This is a genomic window from Candidatus Poriferisodalis sp., assembly GCF_965208895.1.
Classification (GTDB): domain Bacteria; phylum Actinomycetota; class Acidimicrobiia; order Acidimicrobiales; family Poriferisodalaceae; genus Poriferisodalis.
This window is the reverse complement of the sequence record NZ_OZ242363.1, coordinates 3,306,243-3,322,651: the sequence shown is the minus strand read 5'-3', so window position 1 is coordinate 3,322,651 and position 16,409 is coordinate 3,306,243. Positions and strand designations below refer to the sequence as shown.

Here is a 16,409-nt window from a genome sequence, read left to right as displayed (position 1 = left end):
CCCCGAGGCGATACCGACAACGGCTGTCGAGGGCGAAACGCGCTCTTGCCGCGTCATCTGGCAGAGTTGCTCCACCGAGTCGGGCCAGTGAGCTTGACCGGCACGAAATGACGACGACAGACGGGGGCATGCCGACGTGCTGGACGGTTACCGGATTCTGGATCTGACCGACGATCGGGGGCATCTGGCCGGAATGCTGCTCGCGCAGCTCGGCGCCGAAGTGGTGCTCTGCGAGCCGCCGGGCGGACACCGCACCCGTCACCGTGGCCCGTACGTGGACGACGTGACGGACCGCGAGCGGTCGATCGAGTTCGGGGTCTACAACCGGGGCAAGCACTCGGTGGTCATCGAGGACTCGGCGCAGATCGCCCAGCTAGCGGTTCATTGCGACGCAGTCATTTCATGCGGTGCGTTCGATGTCGATCTCGCCGTGCTGCGTGCCGCCAACCCGCAGCTGGTGACGGCCTCGATCACGCCGTTCGGCGAGACAGGTCCCAAGACCGACTGGGCCGCGACCGATCTCACGATCGCCGCCTCGAGCGGCACCATGTCGCTGACCGGCGACCGCGACCGCGCACCGGTCCGCATCGGGTCGCCCCAGACGTGGCACAACGCTGCGGTCGACACCGCTGGGGCAATCCTCATGGCGCTGCACGAGCGACAGGCGTCCGGCTTGGGCCAGCACGTGGACACCTCAGCCCAGCAATCGTTCGTGGATTGCACGCAGTTCCAGATGATGGCCGTGCTGACCGGCGGCGAAGTCCCCGTGCGGCTCCCCGGAGCGGTGAACCTAGGCGGCTTCCTGATCCCGTGGGTGTACGAGTGCGCAGACGGCTACGTAACCGTCACTTTCCTGTTCGGGCCGATGATCGCTCCGTTCACGAGCCGGATCTTGGCGTGGGCGTGCGATGAGGGTTTCTGCGAGCCCGAACTGAGAGACAAGGACTGGGTCGACTTCGGCATGGCCATCGTGGAAGGCCGCGAATCGATGGACACGTTCGATCAAGCCATCAAGGTCTTGACCTCGTTCGTGGCCACCAAGACGAAGGCGGAGCTATTGGAGCGCGCGCTGTCGGACAACCTGCTGATCGCGCCCATCACCACGACCGCCGACGTGCTCGCCCTCGATCACTTGGAGGTGCGCGACTACTGGCAGCACGTCGAGATGCCCCGCGCCGACGGTCCCGCGCCGGTGCGGCTGTGCGGCGCACTGGCCAAGACCACCGGCGAGCCGCTGACCGATCTGGCGGTCGCACCGCGGCTGGGCGAGCACACGGCCCTGTACCTCGACAGCAGCGGCACGCCAGGACCAGCGATCACTACCCGGCCTCGAGCCGGCGTGCCGCCGACGGGCCGGACTTTGGAGCGCCCGCTCGACGACATCAAGATTCTCGACTTCATGTGGGCGCTGGCGGGTCCCGGCGCCACCCGGACGCTGGCCGACTACGGCGCCACCGTCGTCAAAGTCGAGAGCGAGCTGAAGCCCGACGTGCTGCGCGGCGTCCACCCGTTCATCGGCGAGGAAGGCGGGCAGGAGAACGCCCTGCAGTTTCATTCGATCAACGCCGGCAAGCTGGACCTGACGCTCGACCTGTCACTGCCCGAGGCGCGGGACGTGATCTTGGACCTGGTCGCGTGGTGCGACGTGCTCACCGAATCGTTCTCGCCCAAGGCAATGGCGAACTGGGGCCTCACCTACGACGTGCTGCGCGAAGTGAACCCGTCGCTGGTGATGTTCTCGAGCTGCCTGATGGGCCAGACCGGGCCGATGCGCCTGTACGCCGGCTTCGGCACCATGGCCGCTGCAATTGCCGGCTTCTACCCGGTGACCGGCTGGCCTGATCGCATCCCGGCAGGGCCGTTCACCGCCTACACCGATTACATCTCGCCGAAGCTGGGCGTGATGCTGATCCTGTCTGCACTGGCCGAGCGGGACCGAACGGGCCGCGGACAGCACATCGACTTCGCCCAGATGGAGGGCGCGCTGCACTTCCTGGCGACCGAGTTCGCCGACGAAGAAATCAACGGGCGCACCGCCGACCGGGCCGGCAATGCCGACCGCCACATGTGCCCCCACAGCGTGTACCCCGCAGCTGGCGACGACCGCTGGGTGGCCATCGCCTGCGAGACCGACGCACAGTGGAGCGCGCTGGCGGGGCTGCTCGCCGGCGCTGCGGGCGAGAACAGCGAACTGGCTGAGGCCCTGGCTGAACTCGATGCCGGAGCTGAGCTTGCAGCGCTCGGCGTAGCAGACCGCCGGGCACGCAACGACGCCATAGACGCCGCGATCGGTGCTTGGACTGCGGCCCAAGATGCGGCCGACATCGAAGCGACACTGCAAGGCCACGGCGTGCCCGCCCACCGCGTCAACGACGCTGCGGATCTGATGGCCGACCCCCAGATCATCGCCCGGGAGCACTTCGTGTCGGTGCCGCACGCCAAGCACGGCCACACGTGGGTCGAGGACAGCAACTTCGAGTTGTCGCGGACTCCCGGCCGGCCGCTGTGGGGCGGGCCGATGTTCGGCGAGCACAACATGGAGGTGCTCGAACGCATCCTCGGCTACGACACCGACAAGATCGCCGAGTTGGTCATCGCCGGCGCTCTCACCTGAAACTCTCCGCCAGCCATCCATCGAGTCCGACAATGCCAATGTGAGGTCAGCATGAGCACAGACAGCGGCGCCGCAGGCGTCGACAGGCAGAACATCTCAAGCGGCGGGCCGCTGGAGCCAGTGGCCGGCTATTCGCGGGCCGTCCGCGTGGGCGACTGGGTAGCGGTATCGGGCAGTACGTCGCTGGGCCCCGACGGGGTGGCCCACCCCGGCGACTGCTACGGGCAAGCCATCTACACGCTGGGGGTCATCGAGCAGGCACTGGCCGAGGCCGGCGCGCAGATGAGCGATGTCGTGCGGACCCGGTCGTTCGTGACCGACATCGAGATGCTCGACGACTTCATCCGCGCCCACGGCGAGGTGTTCGGCGACATCCGGCCCGCGTCGACGCTCGTCGAGGTGTCCGGGCTGATCCATCCCGACCTCGTCATCGAGATCGAAGTCGACGCAATCATCCCCTGAGCCGATTTCTGCACTGCTGCTTACGCTGAGCGAGTGCGCGCATTGGTTCAGCGGGTCTCAAAAGCCCGAGTTCGGGTTGACGGTCAGGTCATCGGCGAGATCGGTAACGGATTGTGCTGCTTGGTCGGCGCGACGCACGACGACGACCTGGAAGCAGCACGCAAGCTGGCCGGCAAGGTCTGGAACCTGCGCATCTTCGCGGACGAGAACGGCCACATGAACCGGTCGGTGGCGCAGACCAGCGGTGAGGTGCTGGTGATCAGCCAGTTCACGCTCTACGGCGACACGCGCAAGGGTCGGCGACCGTCATTCGTCGCCGCCGCATCGCCCGATCACGCCAACGTGCTGATCGATGAATTCATTGCCGAGTTGCTACGCCTTGGTGCCGCCGTCGCCACCGGCTCGTTCGGAGCCCGCATGGCAGTTGAGCTCACCAATGACGGCCCAGTGACGCTGATGCTCGAGGTCTGAGCGATCCGGCACGACCGGCAGATCGGCCAGAGCCGAGAACGCACAACCTTTCGAGCTCGGGCCGAACTCAACAAGCGACTCAACTTCGATCGGTGCTCATCGCGGCTCGATGGCGGTGCGCTGGATCGTGCATAGCCTCCGGCGGACATGCTCTTCTGCTACCTGGACGAATCGGGCAACACTGGCTCGCGGCTGGACGATCCAGTGCAGCCGTACCACTACCTCGCAGCGGTGATCGTTCGAGAAGACAGGGTCTCGGATCACATCGCAGCGCAACGAGTGACGTGGCGCACGCGGTGGCCAAGCTGAAGTGTCACCTGCATAGCTAGGGCCCGCACACGGCGGGCCCTAGCGGGTTGGACCACTGCACCTCGACAGTTCGAAGTGACGTATGGCCTGCGACCATCGTATTGCGCCGGTGTCACATCGCAAGAGCCATTTGGCTACACAGCGACGGTGAACGCTGAAGAATGCAGCGCTGTCGCATTCAGGCTGGGGTGAAGCGGAGCAGGGCAGGGCCGTCGGGGGTGGGGTCGAACACGGCCTGCACGGATTGGCCGATGTGGACTGTTTCGGGATCGCAGCCGACGATGTTGGTAACCACCCGGGGGCCTTCGTCGAGTTCGACGTATGCCAGCACGAACGGTGCAGCCTTGCGCCACGAGCCAGGAATGCGCCGGGTCACCGTGCAGCTGTAGACGGTGCCGCGCCCTGACGCCTCGAACCAGGTCACCGAGGTGCTGCCGCACTGATCGCAGCGTTCGCGCGGGTACCACACGACGTGATCGCAGTTGTCGCAACGGGGCAGCTCCAGCCGGTCTTCGGCGGTCGCATCCCAGAACCGCTGCGTCTCGAGATTCGGGTTCGGCGACGGGACAGGCAGCCCCGACGGGCCCAACTCGCTCATGACGATCTCCCCATGACGAGCGTGGCGCTGCCCATGCGCGTGGCGAGGCTGCCGCCCGTGCCGTGTGCGAGTGCCAGCTCGCAGTCGGGCACTTGCACGGCTGCGTGGGCCTCGCCCCGTAGCTGCCGCACGGCTTCGATCACCTTGGTCATGCCGCCGCGGTTGGCCGGGTGGTTGTTGCACAGGCCGCCGCCGTCGGTGTTGAACGGCAGCACGCCGCCGGGCGCCTGCAGACCGCCGTCGGACACGAAGCGCCCGCCGTCGCCCTTTTTGCAGAAACCGAGGTCTTCCAGCGTCATCAGGACTGTGATGGTGAAGCTGTCGTAGATCGACACGTAGTCGATGTCGGCGGGCGTCACGCCGGCTTCGGCAAACGCCAGCGGGCCCGAGCGTGTCGCGCCGGTGTGGGTGAGATCGATGCGCCCGCCCGAGGTGTGCTTGATCGACGTGCCCGTGCCCAGCACCGGAATGCAGTGACGGTCGAGTGACGCCGCGACGGCCTCGCTGACCAGCACCAGCGCTCCCCCGCCGTCGGTGATCACACAGCAGTCCAGCCGGTGCAGCGGGTCCGAGATCATCGGCGAGGACACCACCTCGTCCACCGTGACGACATCTTGGAGAAACGCGTTTGGGTTGTGCTGTGCGTGCGTCGAAGCAGCCACCTTGACTTCGGCGAGTTGCTCCGATGTCGTGCCGAACTCGTGCATATGACGCGCCGCGGCCAGCGCGTAGCCGCCGGGCACCGACATGCCGAACTGGTTCTCGAACGAGGCCTCCGGCGCCGAGCTGAAGCGGGCGCTGCCGCCCGGACCGGCGCCGCCGGTGCGGGGCTTGCCGGCCAAGGTGATCAGCGCCACATTCACCTGGCCGGCGGCGATGGCTGCCGCGGCGTGCTGCACATGCACGAGGTACGCCGAGCCGCCAGTCTCAGTGTCGTCGATGTAGGTGCAATCGAGCCCCAAGTACTCCACCATCGACAGGGCACCGAATCCTGGAGCGTCGCCTGCCGAGTAGTAGGCATCGACGTCGCTGAGCGACAGACCCGCATCGGCCAGCGCTCCCGCGGCTACGTCGGCATGGATCTGCGGCAGCGTGCGGTCGGGCAGCTCGCGGCCCGGATGCTCGTACGCCCCGGCGATGAGTGCCTTGCCTCGAATCGTCACCGGCGGCACGCTAGCCGCCGCCTCGGGGCGGGCGCATTTCCAGCTTCCCTCCCCGCGATCGCGGCCAGAAACGGCAAGTCCGCGCAGCGAATGCTGACGGCGGTTCCGCGCACAGCAGCAGCGAGCAACACCACATGACAACGCGCTGGAGGGCCGAACCGCGCTGGGGGAAACCGAGAGTGCAGGCCAAGCACTGCCGCTGGGAGCGTTAGCTTCGCGGCGATGCTGAAGCCATATCGAGTGCTGGACCTCACCGATCACCGGGGCGCGATGTGCACCTCGATCCTCGGCTCACTGGGCGCCGAGGTGATCCTCGTCGAAGGACCCGACGGGCGGGGCCGAGACCACCGCCAACAGGGGCCCGACGGGACGTCGCTTGGCTGGTGGAACCTGCGGCGCGGCGCACAGAGCTGCGTCATCGGCGACCGGAACGAGCTGCTGGAGCTGGCCGCCGGCGCCGATGCCCTGATCGAATCGCCCGACCCCGGACTCGGCCTCGACTACGACGAATTGCGTGCCGTCAATCCGGGGCTGGTGCACACGACGGTCACCCCATTCGGCAGCACGGGGCCCAAGGCCGACTGGGCAGCATCAGATCTCACCATCGCGGCGGCTGCGTGCAGCGCCGCCATCACCGGCGACGCCGATCGCGCGCCGCTGCGCATCACCGCGCCGCAGAGCTGGCTGCACGCCGGTTCGCACGCTGCGGTCGGCACGGCCCTCGCGCTGCGCCAGCGCGACCGCAGCGGCTATGGCCAGCACGTCGACATCTCGGCGCAGCAGGCGATGATGCAGACGGCATTCCCCGGAATCATCCACGCTCCCAACGAGTACCCGTCGGCCCGGCGAACCTCGGGCGGGATACTCTTTCTCAACTTCCACCTGCAGTTCGTGTATCCGGCATCTGACGGCTATGTCTCCGTCACACTGCTGTTCGGCGACACCATCGGTCGATTCACCAAGCGGCTCATGGACTGGGTGCATGAGAGCGGCTGCTGTGACGACGAGCTCGCGGCACTCGATTGGGTCGACTTCGGAATGCGCCTGTTCACCGATCCTGAAGTTGCACCCGGCCAGCTTGAGCAGACCAAGGCTGCAATCACCCGCTTGACGAGCACGCGGACCCGCGCCGAATTGTTCGCAGAAGCGCAGCGTCGCGAACTGCTGCTCGCACCCGTCTACACCCCAGCTGAGCTGACCGAGGTGGAGCATTTCGCCGAGCGCGGCTATTGGGATGCCGTTGCCGATCCTGCTTGGGGCAGCGTGATCACCCCCGGCGCTTGGTGCAAGCCCAGCAGCACTCCGCTTCGTTCCCTCGGCGCCCCGCCAGTGCTCGGCGCGGACACAGCAGCCGTGAAGGCGAAGCCGCGTTCGGCGCTGCTGGACGCCGCGGAACAGCTGCGAGACGGCGGCGGCGATCCTTCGAGCCCAAGGCCGCTCGAGGGAATCAAGGTGCTCGACACGTCCTGGGTGTACGCCGGGCCGTTCACGACTCGGGTGCTCGCCGACTTCGGCGCGACCGTCATCAAGGTGGAGGGACCGGCACGATTCGACGCCGCGCGCGGCAGCGGAGGCGGCTTGAAGGGCGACATGGGGCCTGACGCATCGATCCAGTACGGCACGCTCAACGCGGGCAAGCTCGGCGTGACCATCGATCTCAACACCGCCGAGGGCCGCGAGGTGCTGTGCGACCTGGCGGAGTGGGCCGATGTCTACGTCGAGTCGTACACCCCTGGCACGCTCGAAGACTGGGGCATCGGCTATGAGACGCTGTCGGCCCGCAACCCGGGCCTCATTGTGTTGAGCACCAGCCTGATGGGTCAGACCGGACCGCTCGCCACCTTTGCCGGCTTCGGCAATCTGGCCGGCGCCATCACCGGCTACTACGAGATGACCGGCTGGCCGGATCGGGCACCGGCGGGACCGTTCCTCGCCTACACCGACTACGTCACACCGCAGTACATGGTGCCGCTGCTGCTGGCCGCGCTCGACGCCCGCGACGCCGATCCGCAGGGCAGGGGCCAGCATCTCGATTTCGCGCAGGCCGAGGCAGCAGTTCACTTCCTTGCGACCGAGGTGCTCGAACACACGGTCAATGGCACAGCGGCCACCCGGATGGGCAATGCGGACCGGTTCATGTGTCCCCATGCGATGTACCCATGCGACCCCGGCGACGCCGACCCGGACAATCCCATTGAGACTCCAGACCCGTGGATCGCAGTGGTGTGCGAGACCGAGCACCAGTGGGAAGCGCTGTGCCGCCTGCTGGAGCACGACGGCCAGCCCGTGCCGTCGGATCTCGCCGGCCTCGACACAGCGGGACGCCTCGCGCGCAGCACAGAAGTCGACGCCGCCGTCGCGGCGTGGGCCGCCGTGCGCACGCCGGCTCAGGCCCAAGCCGCGCTGCAGGCCGCAGGCGTCCCCGCACACGCCAGCCAGAACAGTCTCGGCTGCTTCGCCGATCCGCAGCTGAGCCATCGCGGCCATTGGATCGACGTCGAGCACCCAACCCACGACCGCATGATCGTCGAGGCGCCCCGCATGCAGCTCAGCGCGTCACCTCACGAGGTCACCAGATCGGGGCCAAGCCTGGGCGAACACAACGACCTGATCCTGCGAGACATCCTCGGCTACGACGACGACCGCATCGTCGAGCTCGCCGTCGCCGGCGCGATCGGCTGAGCACGGACAACCCAGCTCAACATCGAAGCGAGCGGCGACGCCAACCCTCAACTCAATCGCGTGGGCCACCAAGCGACATGCTCGGGCTTTCATTTCTCTTATTGAGACAACAAATAACACAAGGTGTATGTTATTTGCCAGATAGCTGACACAGCATCGGACTCGTGATGGCTACATGGTCACCAAGGCAAGACGATTTTCGCAGGGTCTACCGTGAACAGAACCCGTGGCATGCCTCCGGCGGCCTACCCGCCGCCCTTGCCCCGAGGACAGAACGAACACTGGCAACGGTGCTTTGGCGGAAGCTCGTCGGCAACAAATCGCCGCACCAACAGGTCGTACTGGGACCTCGCCGCGTGGGCAAGACCACGGTGCTGTACCAGACAGTTCGGCATCTGCTCGACAGCGGAGTCACCGCGGGGAAGATCTGGTGGCTCCGAATGGACCACCCGTTGCTTCTTCAATCCAGTCTCGGTGACTTGGCGAGCGCCATCGTCGAAGGGTCTCAAGCAACGACCGCGAATCCGCTCTACCTCATGCTCGACGAGATCGTGTACGCCGATAAGTGGGACCTGTGGCTCAAGACGTTCCACGACGATCATTGGCCCATTCGGGTCGCCGCCACGTCGAGCGGCAGCGCTGCGCTGCGAAAGCAGCGACACGAGAGCGGGATCGGCCGGTGGGAAGAGCACCACCTGATGCCCTGCCTGATCGACGAGGCCCACATGCTGCTGTCACGCGCCGGGCCGGCCAGCCTGCCACGAGCGCAAGCAGAAGGAACACTTGCCGACACACTCGCGTCCTGGCCGACCACTCCATCCCTCACCTCGCGGACGGCTGAGATTCGAGAAATTCTGATGATGATCGGTGGCTATCCACAACTCTTGATGCTTCGCGAACTCTCCGAGGAATCCGTACCGCTGCACGATGTCGAGGGCTGGGTACTTGAGTCCCAGCGAGTGCTTCGCGGCGATGCCGTCGAACGAGCGGTCTACAAGGACATCCCTCAGGCGACCGGCATTGACAGCCCTGCGGCTCTCGAGCGCTTGCTGTACATGCTCGCCGCAGCTGTCACCGGGATCATGTCACCCAAGAACCTCAGCCAGGACCTCGGGATCTCGCAGCCGACCCTGGACCGCTACCTGACTCACCTGGAGCAGGCCTATCTGGTCTTCGCCCTGACAAACTACTCGGGCTCTGAACCCGCAATTCAAAGGCGTGGCCGCAAGCTGTATTTCTGGGACGGCGCAATTCGAAACGCCGCGCTGCAACGCGGACTCGCTCCGCTCTCCGATCCGGTCGAGCGGGGCACGCTGCTCGAGAACCTGGTGACCGCGTCGGTCAAGTCGCTGGCGATCCACGCCGGCATACGTCTGCACTACTGGCGGGAGGGCAACAGCGAAGTGGATTTGATCTACGACGACCCCCGCCAACCCTTGGCGTTCGAGGTTGCATCTTCACCCGATCACCATCGTCGGGGACTCGCCGCGCTGGTCGAGCGCCATCCGCGCTTTCACGGCCACAGCTACCTCGTTGCACCGCAAGCCGAATTCATCCACGCCGACCGCGAAGGGTCCGGTCTTGGCACGGTGCCAGTCGATGCGTTCCTGCTCGCAGTCGGAGCTCAAGCCCGCCACGCCATGCTCAACCGCCTCGGCCTCTCGTAGCGGGCTTCCCCGGGACTTTCCGAATTGGATATGCCGGTCAGTGTCAGTCGGGTGTGAAGCCGGTGCCTTCGTCGAAATTGAGTTCGCGCGTGTTCTCGTCGACGTTGCGAATCACGTCTGTATCGAATCCGGCTGGGTTGCGTACTTCGATCTCGACTCGAATGTCAACCGTTGCGTCAGGGTGGCCGAGCACTCGTGTCAGCACGCCGTCACTGAGCCTGGTGAAGGACTGCGTCGGTCGAGAATCGTCCAGCTTGACCGAGCCCCGGAACACCCGAAGCTCGCGCTGTGTGTCTTCACCCCTGCCTCGCGACCCGCCCGATTGATCGTCCTCAGCCGCACCTCCGTCGGAATCGCCGCCACCAATCGGCACCGTCGGCTCGGCATCGGCGTCGTCGGACCCGGCATCGGCCTCCCTCAGGTCACGCTCGTATTGCGCTTCGAGGAGGTCTGCCCGAACCACGAGCGTCGAAGGCGAGATCGCGCTTGCCGGCTCGCCCGGCGTGCTCAGGCCGACATACCGATCTGCCGCATCGTCGTAGGCCACCGCAACGCCGAAGCCCTCGGTGCGCCACATGATGCCCTCTGGCCCGGATGAGACCGTGGCCAGCAGCACGTCTTGGTCCCGCAGCCGCGGCAGATAGACGTATCGCGCCATGTCCTCCCAAAGCACAGACACCGGAACGTGTCCGTCGGCCGAGCGCGACGCCAGCACGCTATCGAGCTGCTGTCGCAGGATTACCGCCGGGAACTGAACGGCCAGCGTGCCGTCGTTCAGCAGCCGTCGGCCTGCCCGCTCGGCAATGCTCGCTGCGGGCGCCGCTGGACTGCCGAAATCGCCCGCCCGAACAGACCCGCTGCCCGCCCCACGATCGGCGCGGTCGGCATCGATCTTCACCGTCTCGAACTCGACGGCGTCCCGCGGTTCTCGCTGCTGCGGCACCAGCACATAGCGGTATGCCTCGACCACGCGCAGATCCGCCGCGTGATCGGCTCGGTCACGCTGCGTCTTAGCCAAGTTCTTCTGCTGTGCGTCGAGATTGAGTACCTCGTCTCGATCGCAGATGCCGTCCCACGCCAAGAACTCGGCCGCCGCTTGCTCCAATCCCTCCACCGCCCGCTGTTCCGCTGCCGCAAACACCAGCATGTTGCGGTACTGCCGCGGACCCGCTCCCCGCAGGTCGAGGATCTCCCGAGCAGACGCCAGCGCGGGAGAGTCCTCCGAGTTCACCGTCAAGGGAGCACTCGGCTCCAAGATCACCAGCCGCGCACGAGGTTCGTCGGCCACGTCTGCGGGACCAGCAGGCGCGATGTGCAGACCTGCGAATGGACTGTTGCGCGCTCCGCGTGCGGCACCGTCGCGCAGTCGGCGGACGATCTCGGCCTGAATCTCGTGTCGTTCGCCGTCCAACAGGTTCTGAATCTCGTCTCGTGCGGTGCGCGTGACGTTCTGCTGCCGATCGAACCAATACCGGTCGCGGTCGACGTAGAGGTACGGCGCCTCCGAGGCAATGCGGCTCAGCGCGTCCGAGAAGGGCCCCGACGGATCGCCCGCGAACGTGGAACCAAGACGTACTCGCCGCACGTCGAGTCCTTGGTTGGCGCTGCCCACCCGAGGCGTCGCTCCTACGAAGATCGTGCGGGCGACCCTGCGGGTGGCATGCAACGCACCGAGGTGAGGCGTGCCGCGGTCAATCTGTGTCGCATGCGAATCGTGCCCGTCGACGTCGGAGGAGATGACGGGGTGCCAGTAGTCGGTCAACCGGCCTGCAAGTTCGTTGACCACACGGTCGTCGCCGAGCGGGATGGAGCACGGAAGAATCAGGGGCGACTTGTCGTCGCTGGCCCAGAGCGAATCGATGGTCGCCGCCATCAGTCGCAGCACACCGCGGGTTCGCTGGAACCGGTCGATTGCCGACCAGTCCTGATACAGCCGATCGAAGACCTCCGGATGAATCGGGTAGGCCGCCTTGATCCGCTCGACATAGGCGATCTCGGAGCACTCCGCGGGAAAGTCACTGCGGCGCGACCGGTACAACTGCCCGAAGGCTTCCGCTGTTGCATCGCGGTGCTCGAGGGCCTCTTCGCTGAGCGGCTCGAACAGCCGGCGTCGCACGATCTCGTAGCTTTCGTCCCCGCTTGCCGGCTGCCATGTCTCCGCAAGCCGGTTCGTGACGTTCGTCAGCCGTCGCAGTGCTTCCCGACCGGCAGTGCCGCCGATCTCCAAGCTGGACACGCCGAAGTTCTCGTCGTCGGCGTCCGCTTCCTCGGAGGCGGGAATGGACACCACCACCAGCACGCCGTCGGTCGCCTTGGCCGCTTCGGAGAGCGTCTGAGCGAAGCTGAACTGCGAGTCGAAGCTGCCGCCGGGCAAGTCGGTGCGCTCGTAGAGCTCGCGGGCATGCGCAACCCACTCGTCGATGAGGACCAGACAGGGAGAGCACACCGTGAGCACATCGCGAATGGCGTCGCCGGGGTTGACCCGGTTGCGGTCGCTGTCGGCAAGCAAGTCGTAGGCCGCCCGGCCGCCGAGCTGCCAGGCAATCTCGCCCCAGATGGTGTTGACCTCGGTGCCATCCGGCTTGCGATGCACTTCGCCGGCACCGAATTGGTTGCCCACCACGACGGCGCGATTCACCTGCGGCATCTCGTCGACGCCTGCCTCGCGGACGAGTTCGGCGAGCTCGGGCGACATCTGGGCAGGATGGATGCCCGACATCAGGTGGTACAAGGCGATGAGGCTGTGCGTCTTGCCGCCGCCGAAGTTGGTCTGACAGCTGATCACCGGCTGCCCGCCCCGACCCGTGACGCGCTTGATCGCCAACGTCAGCAGCTCGCGCAGTCCGACCGTCAGGTACGTGCGCTCGAAGAAGCGGCGTGCGTCGGAATACTCGTCGCTGCCCAGCCCCAGGCGGACCATTTCAAGGTCGGCCGCGAACTCTGCAACGGTGAACTGCCCGGAATGGATGTCGTCGTGCGGGTGGATGACCTCGCGCCACGGCGCCAGACCCCGCGGCGCCGCGTCCACAACGTTGAACACGGCGCTGGGTGCCCGGCCGGGCTCGGAGTCTTGGGCGCGCTCGTACTCGACTCGGTTGAGTTCTTGCAACGATGCCTCCACCGCCGCTGCTTCCTGAGGTGCCACCGCCTCGATGAGGGTCACCATCGCGCTCAGCGTGTACTGCGTGTCGTGCATGCGAAATCGCTTGTTGTGCGCCCAGTCGTTCCGCTTGTCCCGCAGTGCGAACACGATGTTGCGTGCGCTCCGCGGCAACTGTCGCTCGAACGTGCCTCGCCAGCAGTCGGCTATGACCCGCAGCAGAAACGCCGGATCCTCAGTCGAGAACTCCGAGATCGCTGGCCGCGCCGTCGCCGCGAACCGAGCCGCCCAGTCCGCACCGCCGCCTTGCCCTTGCGACATGTGCCGCTCGACGAATGGCCCGAGGCATCGCGCGAGAGTCTCGAACGCCTCCCCCACTCGCGCCCGATTGCTCATCTCTGCCATTCGCGAAGCTCCTTAGTCGAACCGGAAACCAAACAGACCACCGGTATCGATAGCATCGGTCAGGCTGACATCGTTGACGTATGAACCGAAATCAAAACCGCTCGGAAAGTCGGGAATCATATCGCTATTTAGCGTCACAATGTACTGAAATTCATATTCCTCCGCCAATCGCGCACCCAGATGCAGAGAAGCGGCAATTTGACGCTCGTCAACGCCGTCAAAAATGTGGCTGTCGTGTACCAAGAACCCCGGCCCGACTTCACGCTCTCGGAGCAATGTTGCCACAACGAAATCAAAGCAGAGTATCTGCATATTATGGATACCAGCGCTTTCCTTCCCCGCGATCTTGACCTCAAATGTCGGACCATTTGATGTAGCATCAACTACGAGATAGCCGTGTCGTTCTTCATATAGCTCACTCGAAAACGCTTCAAACCGAGTAATCGCTCGATCCAATCGTTCGCGGCGATCGTTATAGTCACCGTTTAGCCGGACCGCTAACTCGGCGCGACGGTTGGCAAGCCGCGCCTTACCTCCTTCAATATTTTGAGCGAGCTCATACCGCTCTTGTAGTTGCTTGACTTGTGCTTGCGCGTTAGAAACTTCGGCCTGAAGCGCGGCATATTCCTCAAGAGCTCCGCCCGAATCAAGAATGCGCATGAGTTCAGACCTACGGTTCTCCAGATCTGCCGTTTCAACTTGCCGAGTCGCAATCCGTTCACGAGCAAGTTCGGTTTCGCGCTGCAAATAGAGCCGGCGGTTCCGCAGCACTGAGTTGTGGAACTCATATACCGATTCGTAAGTCTCGTATACGAGTTTGGGAAGTACCACTTTGACTTGTTTCCAGAGGCGTCCGAGCTGTTCAACATCGGGAGGCTGTTCTTCAAGTAATAGCTCTTCCATTTGGCGAATGAGATCACGGTCGATTGTGTCTTCACCCCGAATATCGCGGAGCCGGGTGGTGAGTTGGTCCGCTTCGGCTACTAGACTCGCATATTCGTCGAGAACTTGGTATTGTGTAACTGCCGCGTGCATGCGCTGAACGCGGTCCCGTGCGACTATAAGTTCAGAACGCAGGTCCGCGGAGCGGCCGAGGACACTTCCGAATTCCGCGCTGCTTGCTGCCCTTTGGAGCGCCTTTAGTTCCTGCTCCTGTTTACGAACTAGCTGTATCTCACGGGAGATTGACCAATCGAGATCCAAGAAATACGATATGCAAACTTGGCGATCCCACGGCTGCTGCATTCTCGAGTGATCAAAAGCTCGCTGAAATCCATCATCATGCTCCCGCCGAATAAGATAAGACAGCAGTGAACGCATTGTTGGCGAATATGTCGGTGCATCGCAGTCGATCCGGAACCATGAACGACTGAGGCGCTGTTTCCATTGCTCGAGACTTAGCTCTTCACAGTCTGATCCCAGGACCGATTTATAGTCATCTCTATCTAACCCTTCGGAGTGAGCAATATCAGGTTCGCTCGGGGACACATACAGCTTGTTTGGTCTCGCGCCTGTGCGAGACACCCAAACTGTATCGTTGTCGACTTCTAGCTCTGCAGAGAACATGCTTGAACGCAACGACTCACGCCGGAACACAGATGTGCCTGGCGCATTGCCACCCAAAATAAAATGTAACAGGCGGATGAGACTCGATTTACCTGATCCGTTGCGCGTTTGATGCTCTGTAGCTTCAAGAGTACGTTCGGCACGTATCACATTAAGGCCGGCCTCAAATTTCAAATGCTTGAAGCGCTCATCGCTGCTCACAACGGAACGAATCATCGAGACCTCCTCGACAAGAAGTTGTAGCTGTCGAGCGTTATCGCGCCGAGCGCATACAGCAAATCAAGCGTCAAGATAAACCAATCAAAGCCGACCTCCCTTGTGCTACCAACAGCTCGTCGTTCTTGGAGATTCGACCACAGGGCCGAAACAGTCATCGGTTCTTGTAGTATGTCGATAATCTCGCTGCCAATCGTGATCATCGCACGGTCAGGATGAATTCCCTTGGTCGGAACTATCAAAGGTCTGTCTCCTCGGGGTTCTCGAAAATGTCGCATTGCTCAAAGAAGAAGGCAATCACGACCATAGCCGCTGCATGTAGCGTAGTTTGATACGTGGAAGGCAGGATCCATGCGACGAATGAGTCGATAATGGCATCGGATTCATAGCCTTCTTCTACAAGTCTTCGGTACTTGGAGGTGAATTGTAGAGCGAGGTTATCTCGGTACGTGGGGCGAGCCTTCTGGCTATCGAAGTAGCGTTGGACCTGATCAGTGCGACGCATTGCATATCGAATCCCGTCCTGAAGCGCGATACTCAGTCCGTTTCGTTCAAGCTTGTTTTCTGCCACCGGTTGTATCTCTCGCACGTCAGACAGGTCCACAGATTCAACTTCACGTAACAGCGGAACGATGTCCTTGACTTCGACTTCCAAGAAATCCTCAAGCTTGAGCGGCGGTCCCAGAAGATGCGTCAAGTCATCGTCTGACAAGTCCATCGTCAAACTAACGAGTTTGCTGAATCCCCATTCCTCACACATGTGCTTCGACAGTTCAGACTGTGTCCTATCGTGCAGGAAATCATGCACATAGGTGGGCAGCCCGTCGCGGACGTTATGGACCAGCGTCCAAGTCGAGAAACGATTGCCCCAGTGACTTACAGCCCCATCGAAGTCACCTGTCAACTTGCGCATAGCGTCGCGCTTGTCGAATCGCGCCGGAGCGTAAATCTGAAACAGGCGGTCTTGTGATGGCAAGAGGCCATCGCACTTCCGGTCGCCTAGAGCGCCCGCAGGAGCTACTTGCGTGTAATCACCTGGAAATGCCAGTTCAAATAGCTGTTGAATGAAGCTTTCGAATGCGGAGCCTCGCTGGCGAACGAACTTAAGTTCGAACTTCTGGCGCCACCAGACCCGCTCCGCGTTCACGGCACCGAC

At 63.8% G+C, this 16,409-nt stretch carries 12 protein-coding genes; 6 read left to right on the top strand and 6 right to left on the bottom strand.

Annotation, left to right across the window (positions count from 1 at the left end; all coding sequences use genetic code 11):
- The first annotated feature begins 136 nt into the window (after positions 1–136).
- The 4 genes from ACOGJB_RS14905 (at position 137) to ACOGJB_RS14890 (ending at position 3,856) form a co-directional block, all read left to right on the top strand.
- Entirely contained in the window at positions 137–2,614 is a 2,478-nt protein-coding gene (locus tag ACOGJB_RS14905; RefSeq protein ID WP_419837877.1) for a CaiB/BaiF CoA transferase family protein, read from the top strand.
- 51 nt (positions 2,615–2,665) lie between these two features.
- The gene (locus tag ACOGJB_RS14900; protein WP_419837876.1) at positions 2,666–3,076 is read left to right on the top strand and encodes a RidA family protein; all 411 of its coding nucleotides are present in this window, start codon (positions 2,666–2,668) and stop codon (positions 3,074–3,076) included.
- 33 nt (positions 3,077–3,109) lie between these two features.
- Positions 3,110–3,547: a D-aminoacyl-tRNA deacylase gene (gene dtd / locus ACOGJB_RS14895; RefSeq protein ID WP_419837875.1), complete on the top strand. Its 438-nt coding sequence runs from the start codon at positions 3,110–3,112 to the stop codon at positions 3,545–3,547.
- A 147-nt stretch (positions 3,548–3,694) separates the two neighbouring features.
- On the top strand, positions 3,695–3,856 hold the full coding sequence (locus ACOGJB_RS14890; protein WP_419837874.1) for a DUF3800 domain-containing protein: 162 nt from the start codon (positions 3,695–3,697) through the stop codon (positions 3,854–3,856).
- Between the two features lie 178 nt (positions 3,857–4,034).
- On the opposite strand, the gene ACOGJB_RS14885 is transcribed toward ACOGJB_RS14890, so the two are convergent.
- Positions 4,035–4,454: a Zn-ribbon domain-containing OB-fold protein gene (locus tag ACOGJB_RS14885; protein WP_419837873.1), complete on the bottom strand. Its 420-nt coding sequence runs from the start codon at positions 4,452–4,454 to the stop codon at positions 4,035–4,037.
- Positions 4,451–5,617 (bottom strand): thiolase domain-containing protein, encoded by a 1,167-nt coding sequence (locus ACOGJB_RS14880; RefSeq protein ID WP_419837872.1) that lies wholly within the window; start codon positions 5,615–5,617, stop codon positions 4,451–4,453. The genes ACOGJB_RS14885 and ACOGJB_RS14880 overlap by 4 nt, the downstream gene beginning before the upstream one ends.
- A gap of 222 nt (positions 5,618–5,839) precedes the next feature.
- Here ACOGJB_RS14880 and ACOGJB_RS14875 point away from each other — a divergent pair, with 222 nt between their 5' ends.
- Together ACOGJB_RS14875 and ACOGJB_RS14870 are read left to right on the top strand one after the other, a co-directional pair.
- Positions 5,840–8,299: a CoA transferase gene (locus tag ACOGJB_RS14875; RefSeq protein ID WP_419837871.1), complete on the top strand. Its 2,460-nt coding sequence runs from the start codon at positions 5,840–5,842 to the stop codon at positions 8,297–8,299.
- Positions 8,300–8,589: 290 nt separating this feature from the next.
- A complete protein-coding gene (locus ACOGJB_RS14870; RefSeq protein ID WP_419837870.1) occupies positions 8,590–9,966 on the top strand; it encodes an ATP-binding protein in 1,377 nt (458 codons plus the stop codon).
- A gap of 43 nt (positions 9,967–10,009) precedes the next feature.
- Here ACOGJB_RS14870 and ACOGJB_RS14865 read toward each other — a convergent pair whose 3' ends face one another.
- From ACOGJB_RS14865 to ACOGJB_RS14850, 4 genes are read right to left on the bottom strand one after another with little or no spacing between them, the layout of a single operon-like run.
- Positions 10,010–13,471 (bottom strand): DUF499 domain-containing protein, encoded by a 3,462-nt coding sequence (locus ACOGJB_RS14865; RefSeq protein WP_419837869.1) that lies wholly within the window; start codon positions 13,469–13,471, stop codon positions 10,010–10,012.
- Between the two features lie 12 nt (positions 13,472–13,483).
- Complete coding sequence (locus ACOGJB_RS14860) at positions 13,484–15,253, bottom strand: ABC-three component system protein (protein ID WP_419837868.1); 1,770 nt, start codon at positions 15,251–15,253, stop codon at positions 13,484–13,486.
- The gene (locus ACOGJB_RS14855; RefSeq protein ID WP_419837867.1) at positions 15,250–15,531 is read right to left on the bottom strand and encodes an ABC-three component system middle component 6; all 282 of its coding nucleotides are present in this window, start codon (positions 15,529–15,531) and stop codon (positions 15,250–15,252) included. Before ACOGJB_RS14855 ends, ACOGJB_RS14860 begins: the two co-directional genes overlap by 4 nt.
- Complete coding sequence (locus tag ACOGJB_RS14850) at positions 15,492–16,400, bottom strand: ABC-three component system protein (protein ID WP_419837866.1); 909 nt, start codon at positions 16,398–16,400, stop codon at positions 15,492–15,494. Before ACOGJB_RS14850 ends, ACOGJB_RS14855 begins: the two co-directional genes overlap by 40 nt.
- Positions 16,401–16,409: the final 9 nt, after the last annotated feature.

What these genes read in the sequence shown, in the direction of transcription:
- ACOGJB_RS14900 (WP_419837876.1), top strand. Translation starts at nt 2,666, where the DNA reads ATGAGCACAGACAGCGGCGCCGCAGGCGTCGACAGGCAGAACATCTCA.
- ACOGJB_RS14855 (WP_419837867.1), bottom strand. Translation starts at nt 15,531, where the DNA reads ATGCGACATTTTCGAGAACCCCGAGGAGACAGACCTTTGATAGTTCCG.
- ACOGJB_RS14885 (WP_419837873.1), bottom strand. Translation starts at nt 4,454, where the DNA reads ATGAGCGAGTTGGGCCCGTCGGGGCTGCCTGTCCCGTCGCCGAACCCG.
- ACOGJB_RS14890 (WP_419837874.1), top strand. Translation starts at nt 3,695, where the DNA reads ATGCTCTTCTGCTACCTGGACGAATCGGGCAACACTGGCTCGCGGCTG.
- ACOGJB_RS14865 (WP_419837869.1), bottom strand. Translation starts at nt 13,471, where the DNA reads ATGGCAGAGATGAGCAATCGGGCGCGAGTGGGGGAGGCGTTCGAGACT.
- ACOGJB_RS14860 (WP_419837868.1), bottom strand. Translation starts at nt 15,253, where the DNA reads ATGATTCGTTCCGTTGTGAGCAGCGATGAGCGCTTCAAGCATTTGAAA.
- ACOGJB_RS14875 (WP_419837871.1), top strand. Translation starts at nt 5,840, where the DNA reads ATGCTGAAGCCATATCGAGTGCTGGACCTCACCGATCACCGGGGCGCG.